This window comes from Pantoea sp. C1E2 (assembly GCF_056491465.1).
The window spans coordinates 496,719-514,440 of sequence record NZ_JBSZHT010000004.1; the positions used below are offsets into that span (position 1 = coordinate 496,719).

Consider the following 17,722-nt stretch of genomic DNA (forward strand, 5'->3'; position numbering starts at 1 on the left):
TCTCATGAATTCATTTGCTTTCGCTCCTTCACATAACGCCAGAAGCGTTCCGCCGTCAGATTTAAACGCGCGCCGGAGCGATAAACATAAGCCGAAATCTTCAGCGAAAGGCTGTGATCCATAATCGCCAGCCTTCTCTCCTCCAGCTCACGCTGAATCGAGTAATCAGGCAGCCAGCCAACGGCATCGCCTTTGAGGATCATTCTCTTCAGCAACTCACTCATCGAAGAGACAAAGGTCAGGATAAAGGTGGTGTTCGGGATGCGATCAATCACCTGATTGACCTGACGCCCCATGTAGCTGTCATTGGCATACTTGACCAGCGGTAGTGTGTCGCCATTGATTGAAAATATCGGCTTACCGTGCTGGTCACAGGGTGAGACCAGATGCAGCGCGGAATCGAAGATTTTGTGATTGATAAACGGGTAGTTCATCAGCTCTTCATTATAAAAAGACAGGATAAAATCACTTTTCCCTTCTTTCAGATTAAAGACTGCATCGTTGACGTTAATCGATTCAACAAAGAAAACCTTATCGGGGCTGTCACGGTAATCCGCCAGTATATCGGGCAGCAGCAGGACGGAAAGCGAAGGCGCCGCATCAATACGGATGCTTTGCTTTAATTTATCTTCACCCTTAATTCGGCTGATTTGGAAGTCCATATCGTCCAGCATATTTCTGGCATAGCCGACAAAGATTCTGCCCTGTGGGGTCAACTGTGGCGGATTCACTTCACGATTGAAGACGCTGAAACCCAGGTTAGATTCGAGTGCCTGAATCCTTCTGCTAAACGAGGATTGCGAAATATTTCGTCTTTCTGCCGCAAGCGTAAAGCTGCGACATTCTTCTAAGGCAATCACATCATAGAACCACTTCACTTCGAGGTTACTTAGCACTCCTTCGCTCCAATTACAGCCCCCATTTCTATGCATTTTTTACATGACAAATGATTTATATGCAATTTCTGCATCAAAAAGCCAGTGCTACTATCCATCCCCTACTCGGGTCGGCCTTTGCCGTCTCGCCAATCATCCAATGAGTCAGGGTATTTTATGAGCGCAATTAAATCTGTCATGCAACACCTCTCAAGCCTTGGCATCAACGATGTCAGCGAGATCGTCTACAACCCGAATTACGAATTACTGTTCGAGCATGAAACGTCAGCCGAACTCAAAGGGCCGGCGCGCGGAATGTTGACGACGTCTGGTGCAGTGACGGTTGATACCGGAGAGTTTACTGGCCGTTCTCCACGCGATAAGTACATCGTTCGCGACGATGTGACGCGCGATACCCTTTGGTGGTCAGATGCTGGCCTGGGGCGTAACGATAATAAACCGATGTCCACTGAAGTGTGGGCACACCTGAAAAGTCTGGTTGCCGATCACCTGTCGGGCCAATCACTGTATATCGTTGATGCCTGGTGTGGCGCCAGCGCCGATACCCGTCTGGCAGTGCGTTTTGTTACTGAGGTGGCCTGGCAGGCGCACTTTGTCAAAAACATGTTTATCGCACCGACCACTGAAGAGCTGGCAAGCTTCACCCCAGACTTCACGGTGATCAACGGTGCCGGTTGCGTGAATCCGCAGTGGCAGGAGCAAGGGTTAAACTCAGAGAACTTTGTTGCCTTCAACCTGACAGAGAATATCCAGCTGATTGGCGGGACCTGGTACGGCGGCGAGATGAAAAAAGGGATGTTCTCAGTGATGAACTACCTGCTGCCGCTGAAAGGTATTGCGTCAATGCACTGCTCAGCCAACCGCGGTGAAAAAAACGACGTGGCGTTGTTCTTTGGCCTCTCGGGCACCGGTAAAACCACCCTCTCAACCGATCCACGCCGCCAGCTGATTGGCGATGATGAGCACGGTTGGGATGCAGACGGTGTCTTCAATTTTGAAGGCGGCTGCTATGCCAAGACCATCAATCTGAAAGCAGAATCTGAGCCGGAAATTTATGGTGCCATCCGCCGTAACGCGCTGCTGGAAAACGTTGTTGTCCTTGAAGATGGCAGCGTGGATTATGCCGATGGCAGCAAAACTGAGAACACCCGTGTCTCCTATCCGCTGTCGCACATTGAGAATATCGTGCAGCCAGTGTCTCGTGCTGGTCATCCTTCACGCATCATCTTCCTTGCTGCGGACGGATTCGGGGTGCTTCCACCTGTTTCACGTTTGACGCCAGAGCAGATGCAATATCACTTCCTGTCTGGCTTCACCTCCAAGCTGGCGGGCACCGAGCGCGGAATTACTGCCCCAACGCCGACGTTCTCAGCCTGCTATGGCGCGGCTTTCCTGATGCTGCACCCAACGCAGTACGCCGACGTGTTACAGGAGAAAGTTGCACAAAGTGGTGCTGAAGTGTGGCTGGTGAATACCGGCTGGAACGGTGCAGGCCAACGTTTGTCGCTGAAAGATACGCGCCAGATCGTCAACGCTATTCTGGAAGGAGAAACGGGCGCAATGCGTGAAGAAACACTGCCGATCTTTAGCCTCGCCATTCCTCAGGAGATTGCTGGCGTGGACGTGAATACACTCGATCCGCGTAACGGCTGGGCATCACCGTCAGAGTGGCAGGAAGCGGCCGAGAAACTGGCACAACTGTTTATCAATAACTTCAAACAGTACAGCAACAACGAAGCCGGTGCGCGCATTGCACAGGCAGGGCCGCAGTTGTAATTTCGCTAAGGTTTAGCAGGGTGCAATTTAATGGCACTCCATCGCCGCTAATCAAGCACTGATATCTGCCTGAAATGACGCTGCCCGCGCGAAACCGCCGGGCAGCGTTACTGATTATAAGTTCAGAGAGAAGGCCAGACTCAGTTAGCCTGGCATTATCAACTCTTATGCGGATTGATATCGAGCTTCTAATTTGTCTAAAAAGCCAAACAACACCTGATTCATCTCGCTGTAATCGTGTGCACGAAGTTCTTCTGGCGTGTTGACGAAGCGGTATTCAGCGGCGCGGCTCAAATCTTTCTCTGAATGGGCGATCAGCAGTTCTACAACTTCCAGCGTTAATTCCATATGGCACTGGAAACCATATACGCGATCTGAATACGCCACGATTTGGCGCGGGCAACCTTCGCTGTAAGCGATGATTTTTGCATCTGCCGTCAATCCCGGCATATCGTTATGCCAGTGCCCAACTTCAAGCGTGCTGGCGAAGTGAGAGAACATTTCGTCCTTAAGGCCCTCTTCCGTCAGCGAGATCGGGAATTTGCCAATCTCCTTTTCAGGACTGTGTGCGAATGGCGCGCCCAGCGCTTCACCGATCAGCTGTGATCCCAGGCAGATACCGATAACGGCTTTACCGGTTTGAACCGCTGAAGCAATCAGCGCCTGTTCACCTTTCGCATCAAAGTGCTGGCACTCTTCAAGTGTGGTGGAGGGATCCTGTGGTCCTCCCATCACAATCAGAAAATCGATACCTTCCGCGTCTGCTGGCAGCCTGTCGCCTGCATAAACGCGCGAGTAAGACACATCATGACCGTGATTGATGGCCCAGGTTTCGTAAGCGCCAGGTGCTTCAAAATCTTCATGTACGATGAAATGTACGCGCATTGCTGAGAACTCCATGAGTGATGTACTGGCCTGTTCAGGCCTTATTGGTAGCCTGAATCTGACGCTGCTGTGACAGAATCCCGGCGAGGGATTTAGCGATTAACTCTGTTTCCGGTGCCTCAAGCTCAGAGACGGTGATCCGAAGCCCTGAACTTTTACTGTCCAGCATGAATCCTTCTCCGCCCCGAACCAGCCAGCCCCGTTGCGCCATCTGCATCACCGTTGCCGCACTATTGTGTGGTAAAGGAACCCACACGTTTAAGCCATCGTGATGTTCTGAAACGGTGACGGCGTGCTGTTTCAACGCGCTAACCAGCAACTCTCGTTGGCTCAAATAGCGCCCGCGTGCGGCCAGAATGGATTGCTGAAAGTCAGGCGAACGCATATGGCCCGCAGCCATATCCTGCAGAATATGGCTGACCCAGTTAGTCCCGGCATTCAGGCGCTGACGCAGACGCTGTGACGTTTCTTCATCGCTAGCCACAAAGGCCATACGCAAATCAGGCCCCAGAAACTTGGACAGAGAGCGGATAAGCACCCAGTTACGGGTGTTTGACGGAACAATGTGGTGATAATCCTGTGTTGAAAGCAGCGAAAAATGGTCATCCACGATCACCAGAACCTGCGGATAGCTTGCCAGCAGCGTACGTATGCCCTCGGCTCGTCCCGCACTGAGGCCAAAGCCGGTTGGATTTTGGGCGCGGGGGGTAATGATCACCGCCTGAACCCCTGCAGACAGTTGGCGTGACAGCGCCTCAATCTGCATTCCTTCCGCATCCATGGCGACAGGCGCAGCCTGAAGACGGTTGTGCCGCAGCGTGCTAATGCTGCTGAGGAAGCAGGGGTCTTCAACCGCCACACGATCGCCCGCGATCAGGTAACTCGCCAGAACTCTTTCAACAGCATCAACCGCACCGTGAGTCAGATTTAAATCAAAGGGAGTGTTGAGATCGGGCTGCAGCCATTTGAGACCCGCTGCGGCAAGTTCAGGACGGATTTCGGACTCGCCATATAACCCTGGCGTGTTACGGATATGCACAACAAGCTGGCAAACTGCAGGTAAAACCGAAGTCGCAGGATTGCCGCTGGCTAAATCGCGTATCGCCAGACCCGGTGCGCTACCTTCGATATCAATCGCCGCGATGGGTTCACGCACAATGGTGCCGTTTCTGCCTCTCGATAAGACAAAACCTGCATCCGTCAGACGCTTGTATGCCAGTGCAACCGTATTGCGATTAATGCCCAGCTCACCGGCTAAATCACGCAGTGTGGGAAGCATTGTGCCGGGAACAAGTTCACCGGACTGAATCATTGCGCGGATCTGATCGAAAAGATCACCCGCTGTTTTGCCATTTATCTTCATTGATCTGGTACAAATAAAAGTTTAGCCTAGGTCAATGTTAATTCACTGCAGAGCCCCTGTCTATACGCCCATGAAAAACACCGAATCGAACATCTCAAATCCTGACACTCAGCCCCGCCACGACATGCACAATCGCTGGCCACGCGCTGAGAGCGTTCAGGATTTCATCGACAACCTGGCAGACGTTCAATCGCGTATCAATGCTGCCTGCCTGCGCGCGGGGCGTAACGCGTCTGACGTTCGCCTGCTTCCGGTGAGTAAAACCATGGATGAAAACCACATCCGGCTGGCTCACCAGGCAGGATGTAAGCTACTGGGTGAAAATAAAGTGCAGGAGGCTTGGGGTAAATCGCAGTCCATGTCCGATCTGACCGACCTGAAATGGTCTGTGATTGGGCATCTTCAGTCGAACAAAGCCAAACTGGTTGCCAAATTTGCCAGTGAGTTTCAGGCTCTGGATTCACTTATCACGGCAAAAATACTTGACCGACGTTTACAGCTGGAAGGCCGCACGCTGGAGGTTTTTGTGCAGGTGAATACCTCTGCTGAACCAAGCAAATATGGTTTGGTTCCTGAACAGGTGGCGGACTTTATGGCGCAGCTATGTCCGCTTAAAAATCTGCATGTTAAGGGGCTGATGACGCTAGCAGAGTTCAGCTCGGATGCCGACCGCGTGCGGGCCTGCTTCATCCGATTAAGGACGCTACGCGATCGGCTGGCGGAAGTGTATGGCAATTTGCAGCTGTCGATGGGGATGTCAGGTGACTTCGAAATCGCTATCGAAGAAGGCGCCAATGTGGTGCGCGTAGGTCAGGCCATTTTTGGTGCCCGCACGCTCCCTGATGATCACTTCTGGCCGACAGGAGATTAAGGCAATGATCGCTACACACCGCCTCAGCGTATACCTCAATGAAAACCTAATCGGTAATCTTGACTGCGAAAGTCATCAGGCCGAAGCACTTATCACAAAAATTCAGAACGCACTGTCTGCCGAAGAGGGATGGTCTACTGTCAGATGGGTTTCGGATCAGGAAAAACGCATTCTTGAGAGTAGCCCTGCGGGTATAAAAGTTATTAGTAGTGAAAAGCTTTTCCGCCAGGCATAAATCTATCGCGACAATGTTTGCGCTGTGCCTTCAAGCAACGTGGTAATGTCGACGTCGAACTGTTTTCTGCTTAAGGAAGCCAACATGACAGTCTTTCACCAACTTACCGCCACCAGTTTGAGCGGCCAGCTTGTCTCAATGGCCGACTACGCTGGCAAGCTGGTTTTGATAGTGAATACCGCCAGCCATTGTGGCTTCACGCCACAATACGCAGGCCTTGAAGCGCTCTATAAAAAGTACGCTGCCCAGGGTCTGATGGTGCTGGGTTTCCCTTGCAACCAATTTGGTAAGCAGGAACCCGGAAGCGCCGATGAGATTTCGCAAACCTGCCACATCAACTATGGTGTGAGCTTCCCGATGTTCGAGAAAGTGGAGGTTAATGGAGCCGCTACGCACCCGGTGTTTGGTTACCTTAAAGACGAATTGCCCGGCGTGCTGGGTGGGCGAATCAAGTGGAATTTCACCAAGTTTCTTATTGGACGTGACGGCAAACCAATTAAGCGTTTTGCACCGATGACCACGCCAGAGAAAATGGAGCCTGAGATTATTGCGGCACTTGAAATCTAATTATTCCTGAGCGTCATTCACGCTGAAAGAGTTTAATCTGAATAATATCGTTCCCTACTTCTTTCAGCGCAGTCAATTCTAGTTTTGCTGCCGGTGAGTCAGATTATGTCGTTTGACGCGCGGCTATAGATCAGTTTAACATCCCGACCACTGTATAAAAAAACAGGCTCAGTTTCATGACCCTAACTTTGGTTGGCGAGAAAATTGGCAAAAATCGGTTCACCGGCGAGAGAGTTGAAAACAGTACCTTTTTGAACTGTGACTTTTCTGCTTGTGACCTTAGCGGTACTGAGTTTACCGGCTGCACTTTTTACGATCGTGAAAACCAGAAAGGATGTAATTTCAGCCGCGCCACGCTGAAAGATGCCATCTTCAATAGTTGCGATCTGTCTATGGCAGATTTCAGAAACATCAGTGCTCTGGGTATCGAAATTCGCAGCTGTATGGCTCAGGGGGCGGATTTTCGCGGTGCCAGCTTTATGAACATGATTACAACCCGCACCTGGTTCTGTAGCGCATACATCACCAAAACCAACCTCAGCTACGCCAATTTATCGAAGGTGGTTTTAGAGAAGTGTGAACTCTGGGATAACCGCTGGATTGGCACTCATATTCTGGGCGCAACATTCAGTGGTTCAGATCTCTCCGGCGGAGAGTTTTCTTCATTTGACTGGCCTTCTGCCAATTTCACTTATTGCGATCTGACTAACTCGGAGCTAGGTGAAATAGATGTGCGTGAAGTTGATATGCAGGGTGTGAAGCTGGACAACTACCAGGCCTCATTGATACTGCAGCATCTTGGCATATCGGTTGTTAATTAATCAGCCCTATGACTTAAATGCTCCTTAGAAGTTATCGCAGGATCGGAGTGAATGAAGCCTGGCCAGGCAATAAACATCCTTTTTCGGTAGCGCTAATATTGAGTCAATCGCGCTCGATCTCCGTATACCTGCCCTTACCTTAAAAAGTCCCACCTGTAAAAAAGGCATCTAAATCAGAGACTCGCCCGGCAAATTGTAAATTTATGTCTATGCTGTATCTGAATCAGCAGTTATCAGCTGGATTCTCCATAACAATTTACGGTTTGTTATAACCAGAAGTGTTTGATTTTAAGGGAAGGGCAATGCTTAGTATAAGACGTAAAAAGGTTAAGCCGATGCGGCTGAAGGACGTGACAATCATTGATGATGCGCGTCTGAAGAAGGCGATTACCGCCGCCGCTCTGGGTAATGCCATGGAGTGGTTCGATTTTGGGGTCTACGGTTATGTCGCGGCCGTATTAGGTAAGGTGTTTTTCCCGGGTGCCTCGCCCGGTATTCAGATCATTGCTGCTCTGGGCACATTTTCTGTTCCGTTCATTATTCGTCCGTTAGGAGGAATGTTTTTTGGTGTTCTGGGTGATAAATATGGCCGCCAGAAAATACTCGCCATCACCATCATATTGATGACCTTCAGCACCTTCAGCATAGGACTCATTCCGTCCTATGCCACCATCGGCTTCTGGGCACCGGTCTTGCTGCTGATTGCGAAAATGGTGCAAGGATTTTCGGTGGGAGGAGAATATACCGGCGCTTCCATCTTTGTTGCGGAGTACTCACCCGACCGTAAACGCGGATTTTTAGGTAGCTGGCTCGATTTCGGCTCGCTGGTTGGCTTCGTCTGTGGCGCTGGAGTCGTTGTGCTGCTCACCACGATCCTTGGCCAGGAAACCTTCAATGACTGGGGCTGGCGCATTCCCTTCTTTATGGCTTTGCCGCTGGGCTTAGTCGGCCTCTACCTGCGTCATGCGCTCGAAGAAACTCCGGCATTCCAGAAGCATGTGGATTCACTGGAAGAAGGTTCCAAACAAGGTCTTAGCGAAGGCCCTTCCGTACCTTTCAAAGAGATCGCACGTAAGCACTGGCGAAATCTGATCTCCTGCATCGGCATCGTTATCACCACCAACGTGGCTTACTACATGCTGCTGACTTACGTGCCGAGCTATCTGACCCACAATCTGCACTATTCAGAAGACCGTGGTGTTTTGATCATTGTCGTTATCATGCTGGCGATGCTGTTTGTGCAACCGGTTATGGGATTGCTCAGTGATAAATTTGGACGCCGTCCGTTCATCATTATCGGTAGCGTGGCAATGGTGCTGTTATCCATTCCATCCTTCATGTTGATTACCCATCACAGTTTAGTCGCGCTCTTCTTTGGACTATTGATTCAGGCAGTCATCCTCAACTGCCTGATTGGCGTAATGGCTTCCACCCTTCCTGCCTTATTCCCGACAGAAGTGCGTTACAGCGCTTTGGCCAGTACGTATAACATCTCCATTTTGGTTGCGGGTATCACCCCTACCCTCACGGCCTGGTTAGTGGAAGTGACGGGCAACCTTTATATGCCCGCGTGGTATTTGATGGCGGTGGGTGCGATTGGCGTGGTGACCGGTTTTACCGTGAGAGAAACCGCTAACAAACCGCTCTATGGCGATACCCCTGCGGCCTCCTCGCTTGAGGAAGCTAAAGAGTTGCTGCAGGAGCATCATGATGGCATCGAGCAGCGCATCGAGGATATTGATGAACAAATTGAGGAGTTGAAGAATAAACGCCGCAATTTAGTTGCTCAGCACCCGGAAATAACGCAATAAATAATAACCGCTGCCTCAGGGCAGCGGTTTTCTCTTAATGCACTCATCGCCCTACCCGCTATCTGAAGCAGAACACTCATAATCGTCTATACTTTCAGCATGTTGGTTTTAAATATACGTTAAATTTAAATTTACAAATGATGTTTAATATATCCTTATCAAGATAATTGATGGGCAGTGAATCAATAATTTATAGTGAACGCAATATATACAGATGACCGGGCAGACACGGTTACTGAATGTTTCATTTACCTGACAACGGGTGATTGTCAGCTGAAAATAAGGGAAAATAATGCCATCGATATTTGATGAGTTATCTGACGCTCCATTATGGGTGCCTGCTGTGGTACTTGTCACCCTTTCGCTTGTGGCGGGTTTTCTGGCTCGATTCTTACTGCTGCGATTTATACGTTACTGGCAGAATCGCGACAGAAAATTATTCAAATCACTTGAAAAACATCTACGTGGTTCAATGTTTCTGTTCATTCCACTGATGTTAATCAATGTCGGAGCCGATTATGTTAATATTCACCCTGATTCACTTTCGTTCATTACCCCCACGCTGAATGTCTTTATAATACTGTCATTGTGCTCGATCTTAATTAGATTGACCAATGTCGCACAGGACATGCTGTTTATTCGTTATGACATTAATCTGTCGAATAACCTGCGCGCCAGGAAGATTCGGACCCAGATTATCTATGTCAAAAAAGTCGCGATTGTCCTCCTTGTGTCATTCTGCCTTTCTCTGATTCTTATCAGTATTCCCGGCGTGAGAAAATTCGGCACGACCATCCTCGCCGGCGCCGGGGTAGCAGGCATCATCATTGGTTTTGCGCTGCAAAAATCACTGGTTAATTTGTTTGCCGGCATTCAGATCGCGTTCACACAACCGATCAAAATTGATGATGCGGTTGTGGTTGAAAATGAATGGGGTTGGATTGAGGAGATTAACCTGACCTATGTTGTGGTGCGTATCTGGGACCTGCGCAGACTGGTGCTGCCGATTACCTATTTTACCGAGAACGCCTTCCAGAACTGGACGCGCAATAATGCCCAAATATTAGGTTCAGTATTTCTTTATCTCGATTACTCAATGCCACTCGAACCGCTGCGTCAACATTTTGAAAAAGTCCTGAGTGAAACCAAACTTTGGGATCAGCAGACACAAGTGCTCCAGGTGACAGATACCACTGATAAAACCATGACGATTCGTTTATTGATGACCGCGCAGAACTCCCCGACGGCATGGGATTTGCGCTGCTACGTGCGCGAGAAGATGATTGAGTTTATTCAACAGAATTATCCGCAGAGTCTTCCTAAAGTGCGTGCGACCCTGACCGAACCTGCAGAATCTAATAACACGAAATGTCACTCTTAGGCCGCTCCTGCTTTTCTGGCGCTATAAGGTAGAAAGGACAGATTAGTTAAGTGCTTTAAAGGCAATTTAATCTGTCCTTCCACTCTTCGCTCTGAATCTGATAGCGACATCAATCAATGCTTATTGCTATCAAAAGAACCGCGACAGACACTAAGCCACCTCGCGTCAAGCCACGATCTCAATCAGGTTCCCATCAGGATCTCGAATAATCGCCTCATAATACCCATCGCCCGTTACGCGAGCCGGGCTGACTAAAATATCAGTCTCAGCAGCCTTTACGAGCATCTCATCGACATGCTGGCGGCTACCAAGGGTTATGGCAATATGAGCCCATCCCGTCAGTTCTTTTCCGTTGTCTCCTTTATTCAATCCTTCAAGGCTCATTAATTCAATCGTTGGCCCTTCAGTTAAACTGACAAAGTAGGAACGAAAACCAGGGCGGTTTTTACTGATATAAAGTTCATTCGCCATCCCACCAAAAAATTCCTGCCAGAATTGTTTTTGTGCTTCGAGTTGATAGGTCCATAAAGCGACATGGGCAATTTTCATGCGTTGTTCCTCGCAGAATTTCTTTGGTCAAGATTTAGAGTGAATGAGACCGCGCCAACAAACACCATCAGCGCCATGATGAATGAGAAAGCCAAAGTGAGTGAGCTGAAGTGAGCGACGTATCCAATCACCGCCGGACCACTCAACACGCCGAGATACCCCATGGTGGTCATTGCCGGAACAGCAACAGACTGTGGCATCACGCTTTGCTGGCCTACGGCAGAGAACATGACGGGGACGATATTCGCACAACCAGCCCCGATCAGGATGTATCCAATCAATGACAGAGGCCAGGAAGCGATGAAGATGACCAACGCCAGCCCGGCGGCTGCCGTGAGCGCCCCGCCAACCACTACCGTCAACCTGCCAAGATTTGCCACAACACGGTCGCCCGTCATCCTGGCAGCCGTCATCGCTACGGCAAAGCATGTGTACCCAAGGCCACCCAGCGTTTCGGGCATATCTCTGACCTGCGTCAGGTAAACCGCACTCCAGTCCAGTACCGTCCCTTCTGTAAGAAATACGGAAAAGCAGACCATCCCCAGTAATAGGACGATGCCGCGTGGCATAGCGAAAGCAGCCCCTTCCCGGGGATTCGCATAGGTTAAAAGTCCGGGATAACTCAGCGCGGTTAACACAATCACAGTGAGCGTAATCAGCATCGTGGCGACAATGACGTTGATGCCTAACGTTAGTAGCAAAGTCATCAGACCCGCGCCTGCGATGCCTCCGAAACTGTACATGCCGTGAAAACCGGACATCAGCGGAGCCGGTGAGGCTTTCTCTACAAGGATTGCCTGAATGTTCATCGCGCAGTCCGTCACACCTACGCCGATACCAAATACTAGCAGCACAAGACCCAGCAATACCGGGTGAGAGATCGCTGCCAATAGAGGCGTGCTGAGCATAACCAGCGCAAGTGCCGCGACGATGACCCGGCGGCAGCCAAACCGGGTGGTCAGCGAACCGGTTAGCGGCATGGCGATTAGCGCACCAACGCCAAGACATAATAATAATGTGCCGAGGGTAGCCTCATTCACTCCAGTATTGGCACGCGCATAGGGCACGATTACGGCCCAGGTTGCCGTTACAAATCCAGCAATGAAAAAAGTGAGCCGGGTCGCCAGGCTGGAAGAGATTATAGGGAGTTGAACCATTTCGTTCCTCGTGTTGAAAGCGGGATCTTAATTTTGCTGAGCGCATGTCCAGACCCATCAGCAGCCATTGACAACCTGTGCATCATGCGCGAGCATGCTCAATCAAGCTCGATTATGATTATTTAAGAGGTATCACTTGCTCGATTATGCTGCTTTCCCTGACCAGCGACAAGATCTGATTCGACAAATTTTGCGCGACCAGGGCCGGGTTGTATGTACTGAACTTGCCCAACAAATGGGCGTATCAGAGCATACTGTACGGCGTGATCTTCATGAACTGAGCAAAGAAGGGGTCTGTAAAAAGGTCTATGGCGGGGCGGTGTTGCAGCTTCCCGACGCTGGCAATTTGGCCTTGCGAAAAGAGCATAATCTATCAACAAAAGACATCATCGCGCAGAAGTGCGCCAGCCTGGTAAAAAGTGAAAGCTGCATTTTAATTGATGCTGGAAGCACCAATCTGGCCATGGCAATGGCATTGCCTGAAACGCTCAGTCTCACTGTGGTCACCAATGCCCCGGATATCGCCGCGGCACTGTTAAAGCATGCACAGATTGAAGTGATCATGCTGGGTGGCCGCATGCAAAAAAACAGTGGCGGTTGCGTGGGGAATACAGCCATAGAGCAACTAAAAAACATTCTGTTTGATCAGGCATTTATTGGTGGATGTGCCATGAGCGCTGAGGCGGGTTTGACGGGTTTCAACTTCGATGACTGTGAGTTTAAGAAAGCCGCCATAGCGCAAAGTAGCCAGATTATTGTCGGTTTGACTGCAGAAAAAATTCCAGGGGTGGCGAGATTCTCGGTGGCGAGCTGCGAAGAGATAGACATCCTGGTGGTTGAAGAGAACATCAACAAAGACTTTTACAGCGCGTTTGCGGCAGAGAATATGACTATTTTGACGGTTTAATACTTCGGAAAACGGGGCAAATGCTGGGGCTTGTTACAGAGCAAAAGTGCTAACTGGGCAACAAAAAACTGACGACCCTAAGCCGTCAGTTATTCTTTAGTGCCCACGCCGCGCCTGCATCATCGCAAGCCGAAACTGGCGGACATCCTGTGGTGTCCAGCAGCGGCAGGATAAAGGCGCGGTGTCGTCGACCGCGGCGGGCAGTGGGACTTTGTCTAGCGTGCCACGATTGCAAATCGCACAGGCTAAGGTGGCGGAGGGTACGCCAAGATAGCGCGCCACCTCCGGCAAGGTCATCAGTGAAGTACGCATCATAACCTCCTCGTTACATGTGATTTCACTGACATGGTTGAGCAGTTTTCAGCGAAATTTTTTGATCCCGATCAGGTGATGAATTATTTTTGGTTAAAAAATAATCACAGCATCATCAGCATCTCGTGCCACGCCATACCGCCATGATCGGACGCCGAAGGTTTGATGTACTGATAGCCAAACTTTTTATACAGATCAACATGATGGGTTTTGCACATCAAATGAATGGTCTGCTTATCCATTTGCTTCATGATAGTGATGAACTGTTGCATCATCAGCGTACTGTAACCTTTACCCTGATATGCCGGATCGAGCACCACTGACATTATCACCACGTTGGGTGCAGCAGGGTCATGCCCGATTAACTCCTTGAACTCCTCATCTGACATCACCACGTCCCAGGCACAACCCGCGTTGATAAAGCCAATGACCTGACTCTCGCTTTCCAGACACATAAACCCCTGCGGATACTGCGCGATACGGGTCGCGATTTTTTCGCGCGTGGCAGCCTCATCGCCTTCGTAGGCATCAATTTCAATGGCATAGCAGCGATCAACATCGGCTAAGGTGGCACTACGGAACATCAAATTCGACACAACAGACCTCTAAACATAACATCTCGTGGACGCCATTTTAGCAGGGTGTCATGGGGAAAGGTTGAGAGAATAGAGCGCTGCTTCGCAGCAGCGCGACTGTTTTAAATAACTTCCACTACCCGGTTTTCACGTGCGCTAATAAACGCAGCATCCAGTACCGCCAGGACTTCAATCGCCTGCTCTGGCGTCACCGGAGGTTCGCTGCCATCACGCACCGCTTGAGTAAAGGCTTCGTAATAAGCGTGATAGGCGCCCTGTTCGGAAGGCACTCGTTCTGAGCCTTGCGGCGTATTGAGCGTGCCCCAGTGCTCAGGCTGCTCATAGCCCCATGCATCCCGATCGTCCGCCGGGCGCTGGCCCGCAAAAATGGCCTGCGCCTGCACATCCGTACCTTGTGAAACAAAGCTACCGGCATCGCCATACACACGAAACTCACGGCAAACAAAGCGATTCAGTTTGGTGGCAGAGAGATAAGACGTGGTTCCGTTGTGGTGCTTAAGCGTCAGCACAAAACTGGCGTCGGTCGGACCTTCCGGCAGATCGATGATATCCAGTTGCGCATAAACCGACTTTACCGGCCCCAACAGGAACAACGCCTGATCGACAATATGACTGCCTAAATCTCGCAACAGACCGCCGGTTTCGCCCCCTTCAAGGGTATTGGCATCGTCAAAATCCATGCGGTTGTGCAATCGCCACACTTTCCCTACACGATTTTGCTCGATGAGTTTTTTCAGCGTGCGTACATCATGGTCAAAACGTCGATTGTGATAAACGCTCAGCACCACCCCTTTTGCTTTTGCGGCTGCAGCCAGTTCGCGGCCCGTTTTCGCATCGGGCGCAAAGGGTTTATCCGCAATAACGGCCACACCGGCTGCAATCGCTTCCAGCACCAACTCTCGTCGCGTTTGCGGTGGCGTGGTAATAGTCACCGCCTCCACACCTGCCGCCAGCATTTCGGTTAAACTGGCATAAATCGGGATGTCGGGAAAATCCGCTTTCGCTCGTGCGATAGTTGCTGGCGCACGCGCCACGATGCCGGCTAACTCCACGCCTTCAGCCGCATTGATAAATGGCGCGTGGAAATGTTTTCCGCCCGTTCCATAGCCCACGATACCGATTTTCATGCTGCCTCCTTGTGATAGATAAAAGTCGTAAGGCAATCAGTAATAACATAATTGCAACAACTAAAACGGCTCTCACCAGCAAATATGGCACAAAAATATCATTTTTAGGAAAAATGGCTTTATTGTGCCGCAGGAAAATTGCGCTTTATGGGTGCAAAATCACTGAGGCTTTTGCCCAGTAAACGCTGAGGACGGAAATCTGCCAGCAGATCGCTACTCTGCTCATGCACCAGTTCCTGCGCTACCAGCTTGCCTATCAACGGTGACAGCGTGATCCCGCTGTGCGTCACTGCCACATAAACACGCTGGTGAGGCGTGACAAAACCAATAGCGGGCAGTCCGTCTGCTGGCCGTGCACGTTGCCCGATTACAATGTTCTCAATTTGCAATTCGCCAGCACCGGCAAACAACGCGTGATATCGTTCGAGGAACTGCTGCGCAATATCTCCGTGTAAGGCAGGTGGCGAGGCAGGATCGGCAAGATCGTCCAGTTCCAGTGCTTGTAACAGCAATCTCCCGCCGCCATCCGGGCGCACATTAAGCTGTGGCGAAATCAGATTAGCCGCCAGCGACAGCGGCTGTGGCGCAGTGCGCGCGAGGAAGCTACAGGCCACCGCGTTGGGTTTGCTGGTATCAAGTAGCGCCAGATCAACATTGAGGGTGTTAAGCAGTTGATTCGCCCAGCGGCCGGTGGCAATCACCACCCGATCGCCCTGCCACTTCTCGCCGTTTACCAGATGCAGCGTGACGCCATCAGCTTGTTCGCTAAGACGTTCAATCGCATGTTGTTGATGCAATATCGCCCCATTGGCACGCGCTTCAGACCAGAGTCGTGACATGTACAGCGCCGGATGCAATACCGATTCCGTTGGGAAATGCCAAACGCTTCCACTTACCGCCTGTGAACGCAGATCCGGCACTTCACGCTGCAGCGCATCCGGTGTCACTTCATGTGCGGGATAACCCAGCGATTGCAGTGAGGTAGCGCGTTGTAGCAGCCTCTGCTGCGCCTCACCTTCTGCCGCCCACTCCCAGGTGCCACAGGTTTCCAGCCAGCGCAGACCATTGGTTTGCGAGAGCTGCAAACGAGTGTGTTCTTCCATTGAGAGGGCATTGAGCTGGTGATAACTGAGGGGTTGTTTACCGTTGGAATTGACCCAGGCGAAAGTGGTGCTGCTGGTGCCAGCACCAATATGCTGCTGTTCAAAAATCGTAACCTGTACGCCCTGCAAAGCTAATGCGCGCGCCACCGCTAAACCGATGACGCCGCCGCCCACTATCGCAATCTTTTGAGTTGTCATGAATGGCTCCTGAATGAATAGCCCTATCATAACAACGTTCACCTGCAGAGATTGCAATCGCTATATAATGCTTATTGCGCAGGATATAAGAAAATCCTCTGACGCCAGAGAATAAGTTTATACCGTCGTCAGCATTTTCCCATTTGAGAAATAGGCCAGCAAATTCTCCAGCACATTATTTGCCATGCCTTCACGGGTTTCATGAGTGGCACTCGCAATATGTGGGGTTAATAACACATTATCTAATTCACGCAGCGCAGGATGAATAACCGGTTCTTGCGGGAAAACATCCAGCGCGGCGCCTTTTATCACACCCTGCTGCAATGCCTGGATGAGATCGCTTTCATTCACGACCGTGCCGCGTGCAATGTTGATCAGCACACCCGATTTCCCCAACGCCGCCAGCACTTTTGCGTCCACCAGCTGGATATTCTCTGGACTACCTGGCAGCGCCAGCACCAGGAAATCGCTGAATGCCGCCAGCTGTTCAATGTTCTCACAGCGTTGGTAAGGCACATCTTTTTGACTACGCGCGGTATAAGCTATCTCCATACCGAATGCCTCAGCACGATGGGCAATCGCCTGACCAATCGCACCCAAGCCCGCGATGCCCATGCGTTTCCCGCTGGCTTTACTGGAAAGCGAAGTGCCGGTGTTTTCCCACGCCCCAGAGCGGGCGAACTGATGATTGGCCACCAGGTTGCGTGAAAAGGCTAATGTCAGCGTCATGGCTAAATCGGCGACATCATCGGTGAGAATATCGCTGGTGATGCTGACCTGAATATCATGTTTAGCCGTGTAATTCAGATCGATACGATCGGTTCCCACACCAAACACCGCAATGGCTTTACAGGCAGGCAACTGTTCCAGAATCGACGTTTCTACACCCACGTCACCGCGCGTCACGATGCCCTGAATCTCTTTGCCCTGGCGCTGAAGAAATAGCGCAGTGTCCTGCTCATCATATAAACGGTGGCAATGAAAATGTTGCGAGAGTTTTTCGTCCAGCTGCGGCATCAGTGGCTGGATAATCAGAATATGGGGTTGCGAAGACATCATTATTTTCCCGAATGGATGTGCATGTCGTTCCAGACTACCGGATGAATTTATGTTACGGCACCCCTGTTACTTTTTTCGCTAATAAGATCACGGGGAAAGTGAGATGAA

At 50.6% G+C, this 17,722-nt stretch carries 18 protein-coding genes; 8 read left to right on the top strand and 10 right to left on the bottom strand.

Features of this window, described 5'->3' with window-relative positions:
- Positions 1-2: 2 nt before the first annotated feature.
- Positions 3-896, bottom strand: a complete 894-nt coding sequence (locus ACXI0A_RS23860) for a LysR family transcriptional regulator (RefSeq protein WP_224932712.1) — start codon at positions 894-896, stop codon at positions 3-5.
- A 156-nt stretch (positions 897-1,052) separates the two neighbouring features.
- On the opposite strand from ACXI0A_RS23860, the gene pckA reads away from it, so the two are divergent.
- A complete protein-coding gene (pckA, locus tag ACXI0A_RS23865; protein WP_476146651.1) occupies positions 1,053-2,672 on the top strand; it encodes a phosphoenolpyruvate carboxykinase (ATP) in 1,620 nt (539 codons plus the stop codon).
- A gap of 165 nt (positions 2,673-2,837) precedes the next feature.
- Here the strand turns inward: pckA and ACXI0A_RS23870 are convergent, their stop codons facing one another.
- Together ACXI0A_RS23870 and ptsJ are read right to left on the bottom strand one after the other, a co-directional pair.
- Entirely contained in the window at positions 2,838-3,557 is a 720-nt protein-coding gene (locus tag ACXI0A_RS23870; RefSeq protein ID WP_476146650.1) for a glutamine amidotransferase-related protein, read from the bottom strand.
- 34 nt (positions 3,558-3,591) lie between these two features.
- Complete coding sequence (gene ptsJ / locus ACXI0A_RS23875) at positions 3,592-4,920, bottom strand: MocR-like B6 salvage transcription factor PtsJ (RefSeq protein WP_476146649.1); 1,329 nt, start codon at positions 4,918-4,920, stop codon at positions 3,592-3,594.
- A gap of 70 nt (positions 4,921-4,990) precedes the next feature.
- Between ptsJ and ACXI0A_RS23880 the strand changes: the two genes are divergently transcribed.
- From ACXI0A_RS23880 to ACXI0A_RS23905, 6 genes are all read left to right on the top strand, one after another.
- A complete protein-coding gene (locus tag ACXI0A_RS23880) occupies positions 4,991-5,791 on the top strand; it encodes a YggS family pyridoxal phosphate-dependent enzyme (RefSeq protein WP_476146648.1) in 801 nt (266 codons plus the stop codon).
- A 4-nt stretch (positions 5,792-5,795) separates the two neighbouring features.
- Positions 5,796-6,026 carry a hypothetical protein gene (locus ACXI0A_RS23885; RefSeq protein ID WP_224932719.1) on the top strand — a complete coding sequence of 77 codons (231 nt, stop codon included), beginning with the start codon at positions 5,796-5,798 and terminating at the stop codon, positions 6,024-6,026.
- An 84-nt stretch (positions 6,027-6,110) separates the two neighbouring features.
- Entirely contained in the window at positions 6,111-6,593 is a 483-nt protein-coding gene (locus ACXI0A_RS23890) for a glutathione peroxidase (RefSeq protein WP_476146647.1), read from the top strand.
- 176 nt (positions 6,594-6,769) lie between these two features.
- The gene (locus tag ACXI0A_RS23895) at positions 6,770-7,414 is read left to right on the top strand and encodes a Qnr family pentapeptide repeat protein (protein ID WP_476146646.1); all 645 of its coding nucleotides are present in this window, start codon (positions 6,770-6,772) and stop codon (positions 7,412-7,414) included.
- Positions 7,415-7,716: 302 nt separating this feature from the next.
- Positions 7,717-9,225, top strand: a complete 1,509-nt coding sequence (proP, locus tag ACXI0A_RS23900) for a glycine betaine/L-proline transporter ProP (RefSeq protein WP_224932722.1) — start codon at positions 7,717-7,719, stop codon at positions 9,223-9,225.
- A 292-nt stretch (positions 9,226-9,517) separates the two neighbouring features.
- Positions 9,518-10,606, top strand: a complete 1,089-nt coding sequence (locus ACXI0A_RS23905; protein WP_224932723.1) for a mechanosensitive ion channel family protein — start codon at positions 9,518-9,520, stop codon at positions 10,604-10,606.
- Positions 10,607-10,771: 165 nt separating this feature from the next.
- On the opposite strand, the gene ACXI0A_RS23910 is transcribed toward ACXI0A_RS23905, so the two are convergent.
- Together ACXI0A_RS23910 and ACXI0A_RS23915 are read right to left on the bottom strand one after the other, a co-directional pair.
- Positions 10,772-11,155, bottom strand: coding sequence for a VOC family protein (locus ACXI0A_RS23910; RefSeq protein WP_476146644.1), 384 nt, complete (start codon positions 11,153-11,155; stop codon positions 10,772-10,774).
- On the bottom strand, positions 11,152-12,312 hold the full coding sequence (locus tag ACXI0A_RS23915) for an MFS transporter (RefSeq protein WP_476146643.1): 1,161 nt from the start codon (positions 12,310-12,312) through the stop codon (positions 11,152-11,154). The genes ACXI0A_RS23910 and ACXI0A_RS23915 overlap by 4 nt, the downstream gene beginning before the upstream one ends.
- A 136-nt stretch (positions 12,313-12,448) precedes the next feature.
- Here ACXI0A_RS23915 and ACXI0A_RS23920 point away from each other — a divergent pair, with 136 nt between their 5' ends.
- Entirely contained in the window at positions 12,449-13,219 is a 771-nt protein-coding gene (locus tag ACXI0A_RS23920) for a DeoR family transcriptional regulator (RefSeq protein WP_476146642.1), read from the top strand.
- Between the two features lie 96 nt (positions 13,220-13,315).
- On the opposite strand, the gene ACXI0A_RS23925 is transcribed toward ACXI0A_RS23920, so the two are convergent.
- From ACXI0A_RS23925 to ACXI0A_RS23945, 5 genes are all read right to left on the bottom strand, one after another.
- The gene (locus ACXI0A_RS23925) at positions 13,316-13,534 is read right to left on the bottom strand and encodes a hypothetical protein (RefSeq protein WP_476146641.1); all 219 of its coding nucleotides are present in this window, start codon (positions 13,532-13,534) and stop codon (positions 13,316-13,318) included.
- Between the two features lie 101 nt (positions 13,535-13,635).
- On the bottom strand, positions 13,636-14,127 hold the full coding sequence (locus tag ACXI0A_RS23930) for a GNAT family N-acetyltransferase (protein WP_476146640.1): 492 nt from the start codon (positions 14,125-14,127) through the stop codon (positions 13,636-13,638).
- 101 nt (positions 14,128-14,228) lie between these two features.
- Positions 14,229-15,254, bottom strand: coding sequence for a Gfo/Idh/MocA family oxidoreductase (locus ACXI0A_RS23935; protein ID WP_476146639.1), 1,026 nt, complete (start codon positions 15,252-15,254; stop codon positions 14,229-14,231).
- 119 nt (positions 15,255-15,373) lie between these two features.
- The gene (locus ACXI0A_RS23940) at positions 15,374-16,555 is read right to left on the bottom strand and encodes an FAD-dependent oxidoreductase (RefSeq protein ID WP_476146638.1); all 1,182 of its coding nucleotides are present in this window, start codon (positions 16,553-16,555) and stop codon (positions 15,374-15,376) included.
- 117 nt (positions 16,556-16,672) lie between these two features.
- The gene (locus ACXI0A_RS23945) at positions 16,673-17,614 is read right to left on the bottom strand and encodes an NAD(P)-dependent oxidoreductase (RefSeq protein WP_476146637.1); all 942 of its coding nucleotides are present in this window, start codon (positions 17,612-17,614) and stop codon (positions 16,673-16,675) included.
- Positions 17,615-17,722 lie beyond the last annotated feature (108 nt).

Bases quoted from the DNA above. Each gene is read 5' to 3' on its own strand.
- ACXI0A_RS23935 (WP_476146639.1), bottom strand. From the start codon at position 15,254: ATGAAAATCGGTATCGTGGGCTATGGAACGGGCGGAAAACATTTCCAC.
- ACXI0A_RS23880 (WP_476146648.1), top strand. From the start codon at position 4,991: ATGAAAAACACCGAATCGAACATCTCAAATCCTGACACTCAGCCCCGC.
- ACXI0A_RS23925 (WP_476146641.1), bottom strand. From the start codon at position 13,534: ATGATGCGTACTTCACTGATGACCTTGCCGGAGGTGGCGCGCTATCTT.
- ACXI0A_RS23885 (WP_224932719.1), top strand. From the start codon at position 5,796: ATGATCGCTACACACCGCCTCAGCGTATACCTCAATGAAAACCTAATC.
- ACXI0A_RS23905 (WP_224932723.1), top strand. From the start codon at position 9,518: ATGCCATCGATATTTGATGAGTTATCTGACGCTCCATTATGGGTGCCT.
- pckA (WP_476146651.1), top strand. From the start codon at position 1,053: ATGAGCGCAATTAAATCTGTCATGCAACACCTCTCAAGCCTTGGCATC.
- ACXI0A_RS23870 (WP_476146650.1), bottom strand. From the start codon at position 3,557: ATGCGCGTACATTTCATCGTACATGAAGATTTTGAAGCACCTGGCGCT.
- ACXI0A_RS23895 (WP_476146646.1), top strand. From the start codon at position 6,770: ATGACCCTAACTTTGGTTGGCGAGAAAATTGGCAAAAATCGGTTCACC.
- ACXI0A_RS23915 (WP_476146643.1), bottom strand. From the start codon at position 12,312: ATGGTTCAACTCCCTATAATCTCTTCCAGCCTGGCGACCCGGCTCACT.
- ACXI0A_RS23940 (WP_476146638.1), bottom strand. From the start codon at position 16,555: ATGACAACTCAAAAGATTGCGATAGTGGGCGGCGGCGTCATCGGTTTA.
- proP (WP_224932722.1), top strand. From the start codon at position 7,717: ATGCTTAGTATAAGACGTAAAAAGGTTAAGCCGATGCGGCTGAAGGAC.
- ACXI0A_RS23890 (WP_476146647.1), top strand. From the start codon at position 6,111: ATGACAGTCTTTCACCAACTTACCGCCACCAGTTTGAGCGGCCAGCTT.
- ptsJ (WP_476146649.1), bottom strand. From the start codon at position 4,920: ATGAAGATAAATGGCAAAACAGCGGGTGATCTTTTCGATCAGATCCGC.
- ACXI0A_RS23945 (WP_476146637.1), bottom strand. From the start codon at position 17,614: ATGATGTCTTCGCAACCCCATATTCTGATTATCCAGCCACTGATGCCG.
- ACXI0A_RS23910 (WP_476146644.1), bottom strand. From the start codon at position 11,155: ATGAAAATTGCCCATGTCGCTTTATGGACCTATCAACTCGAAGCACAA.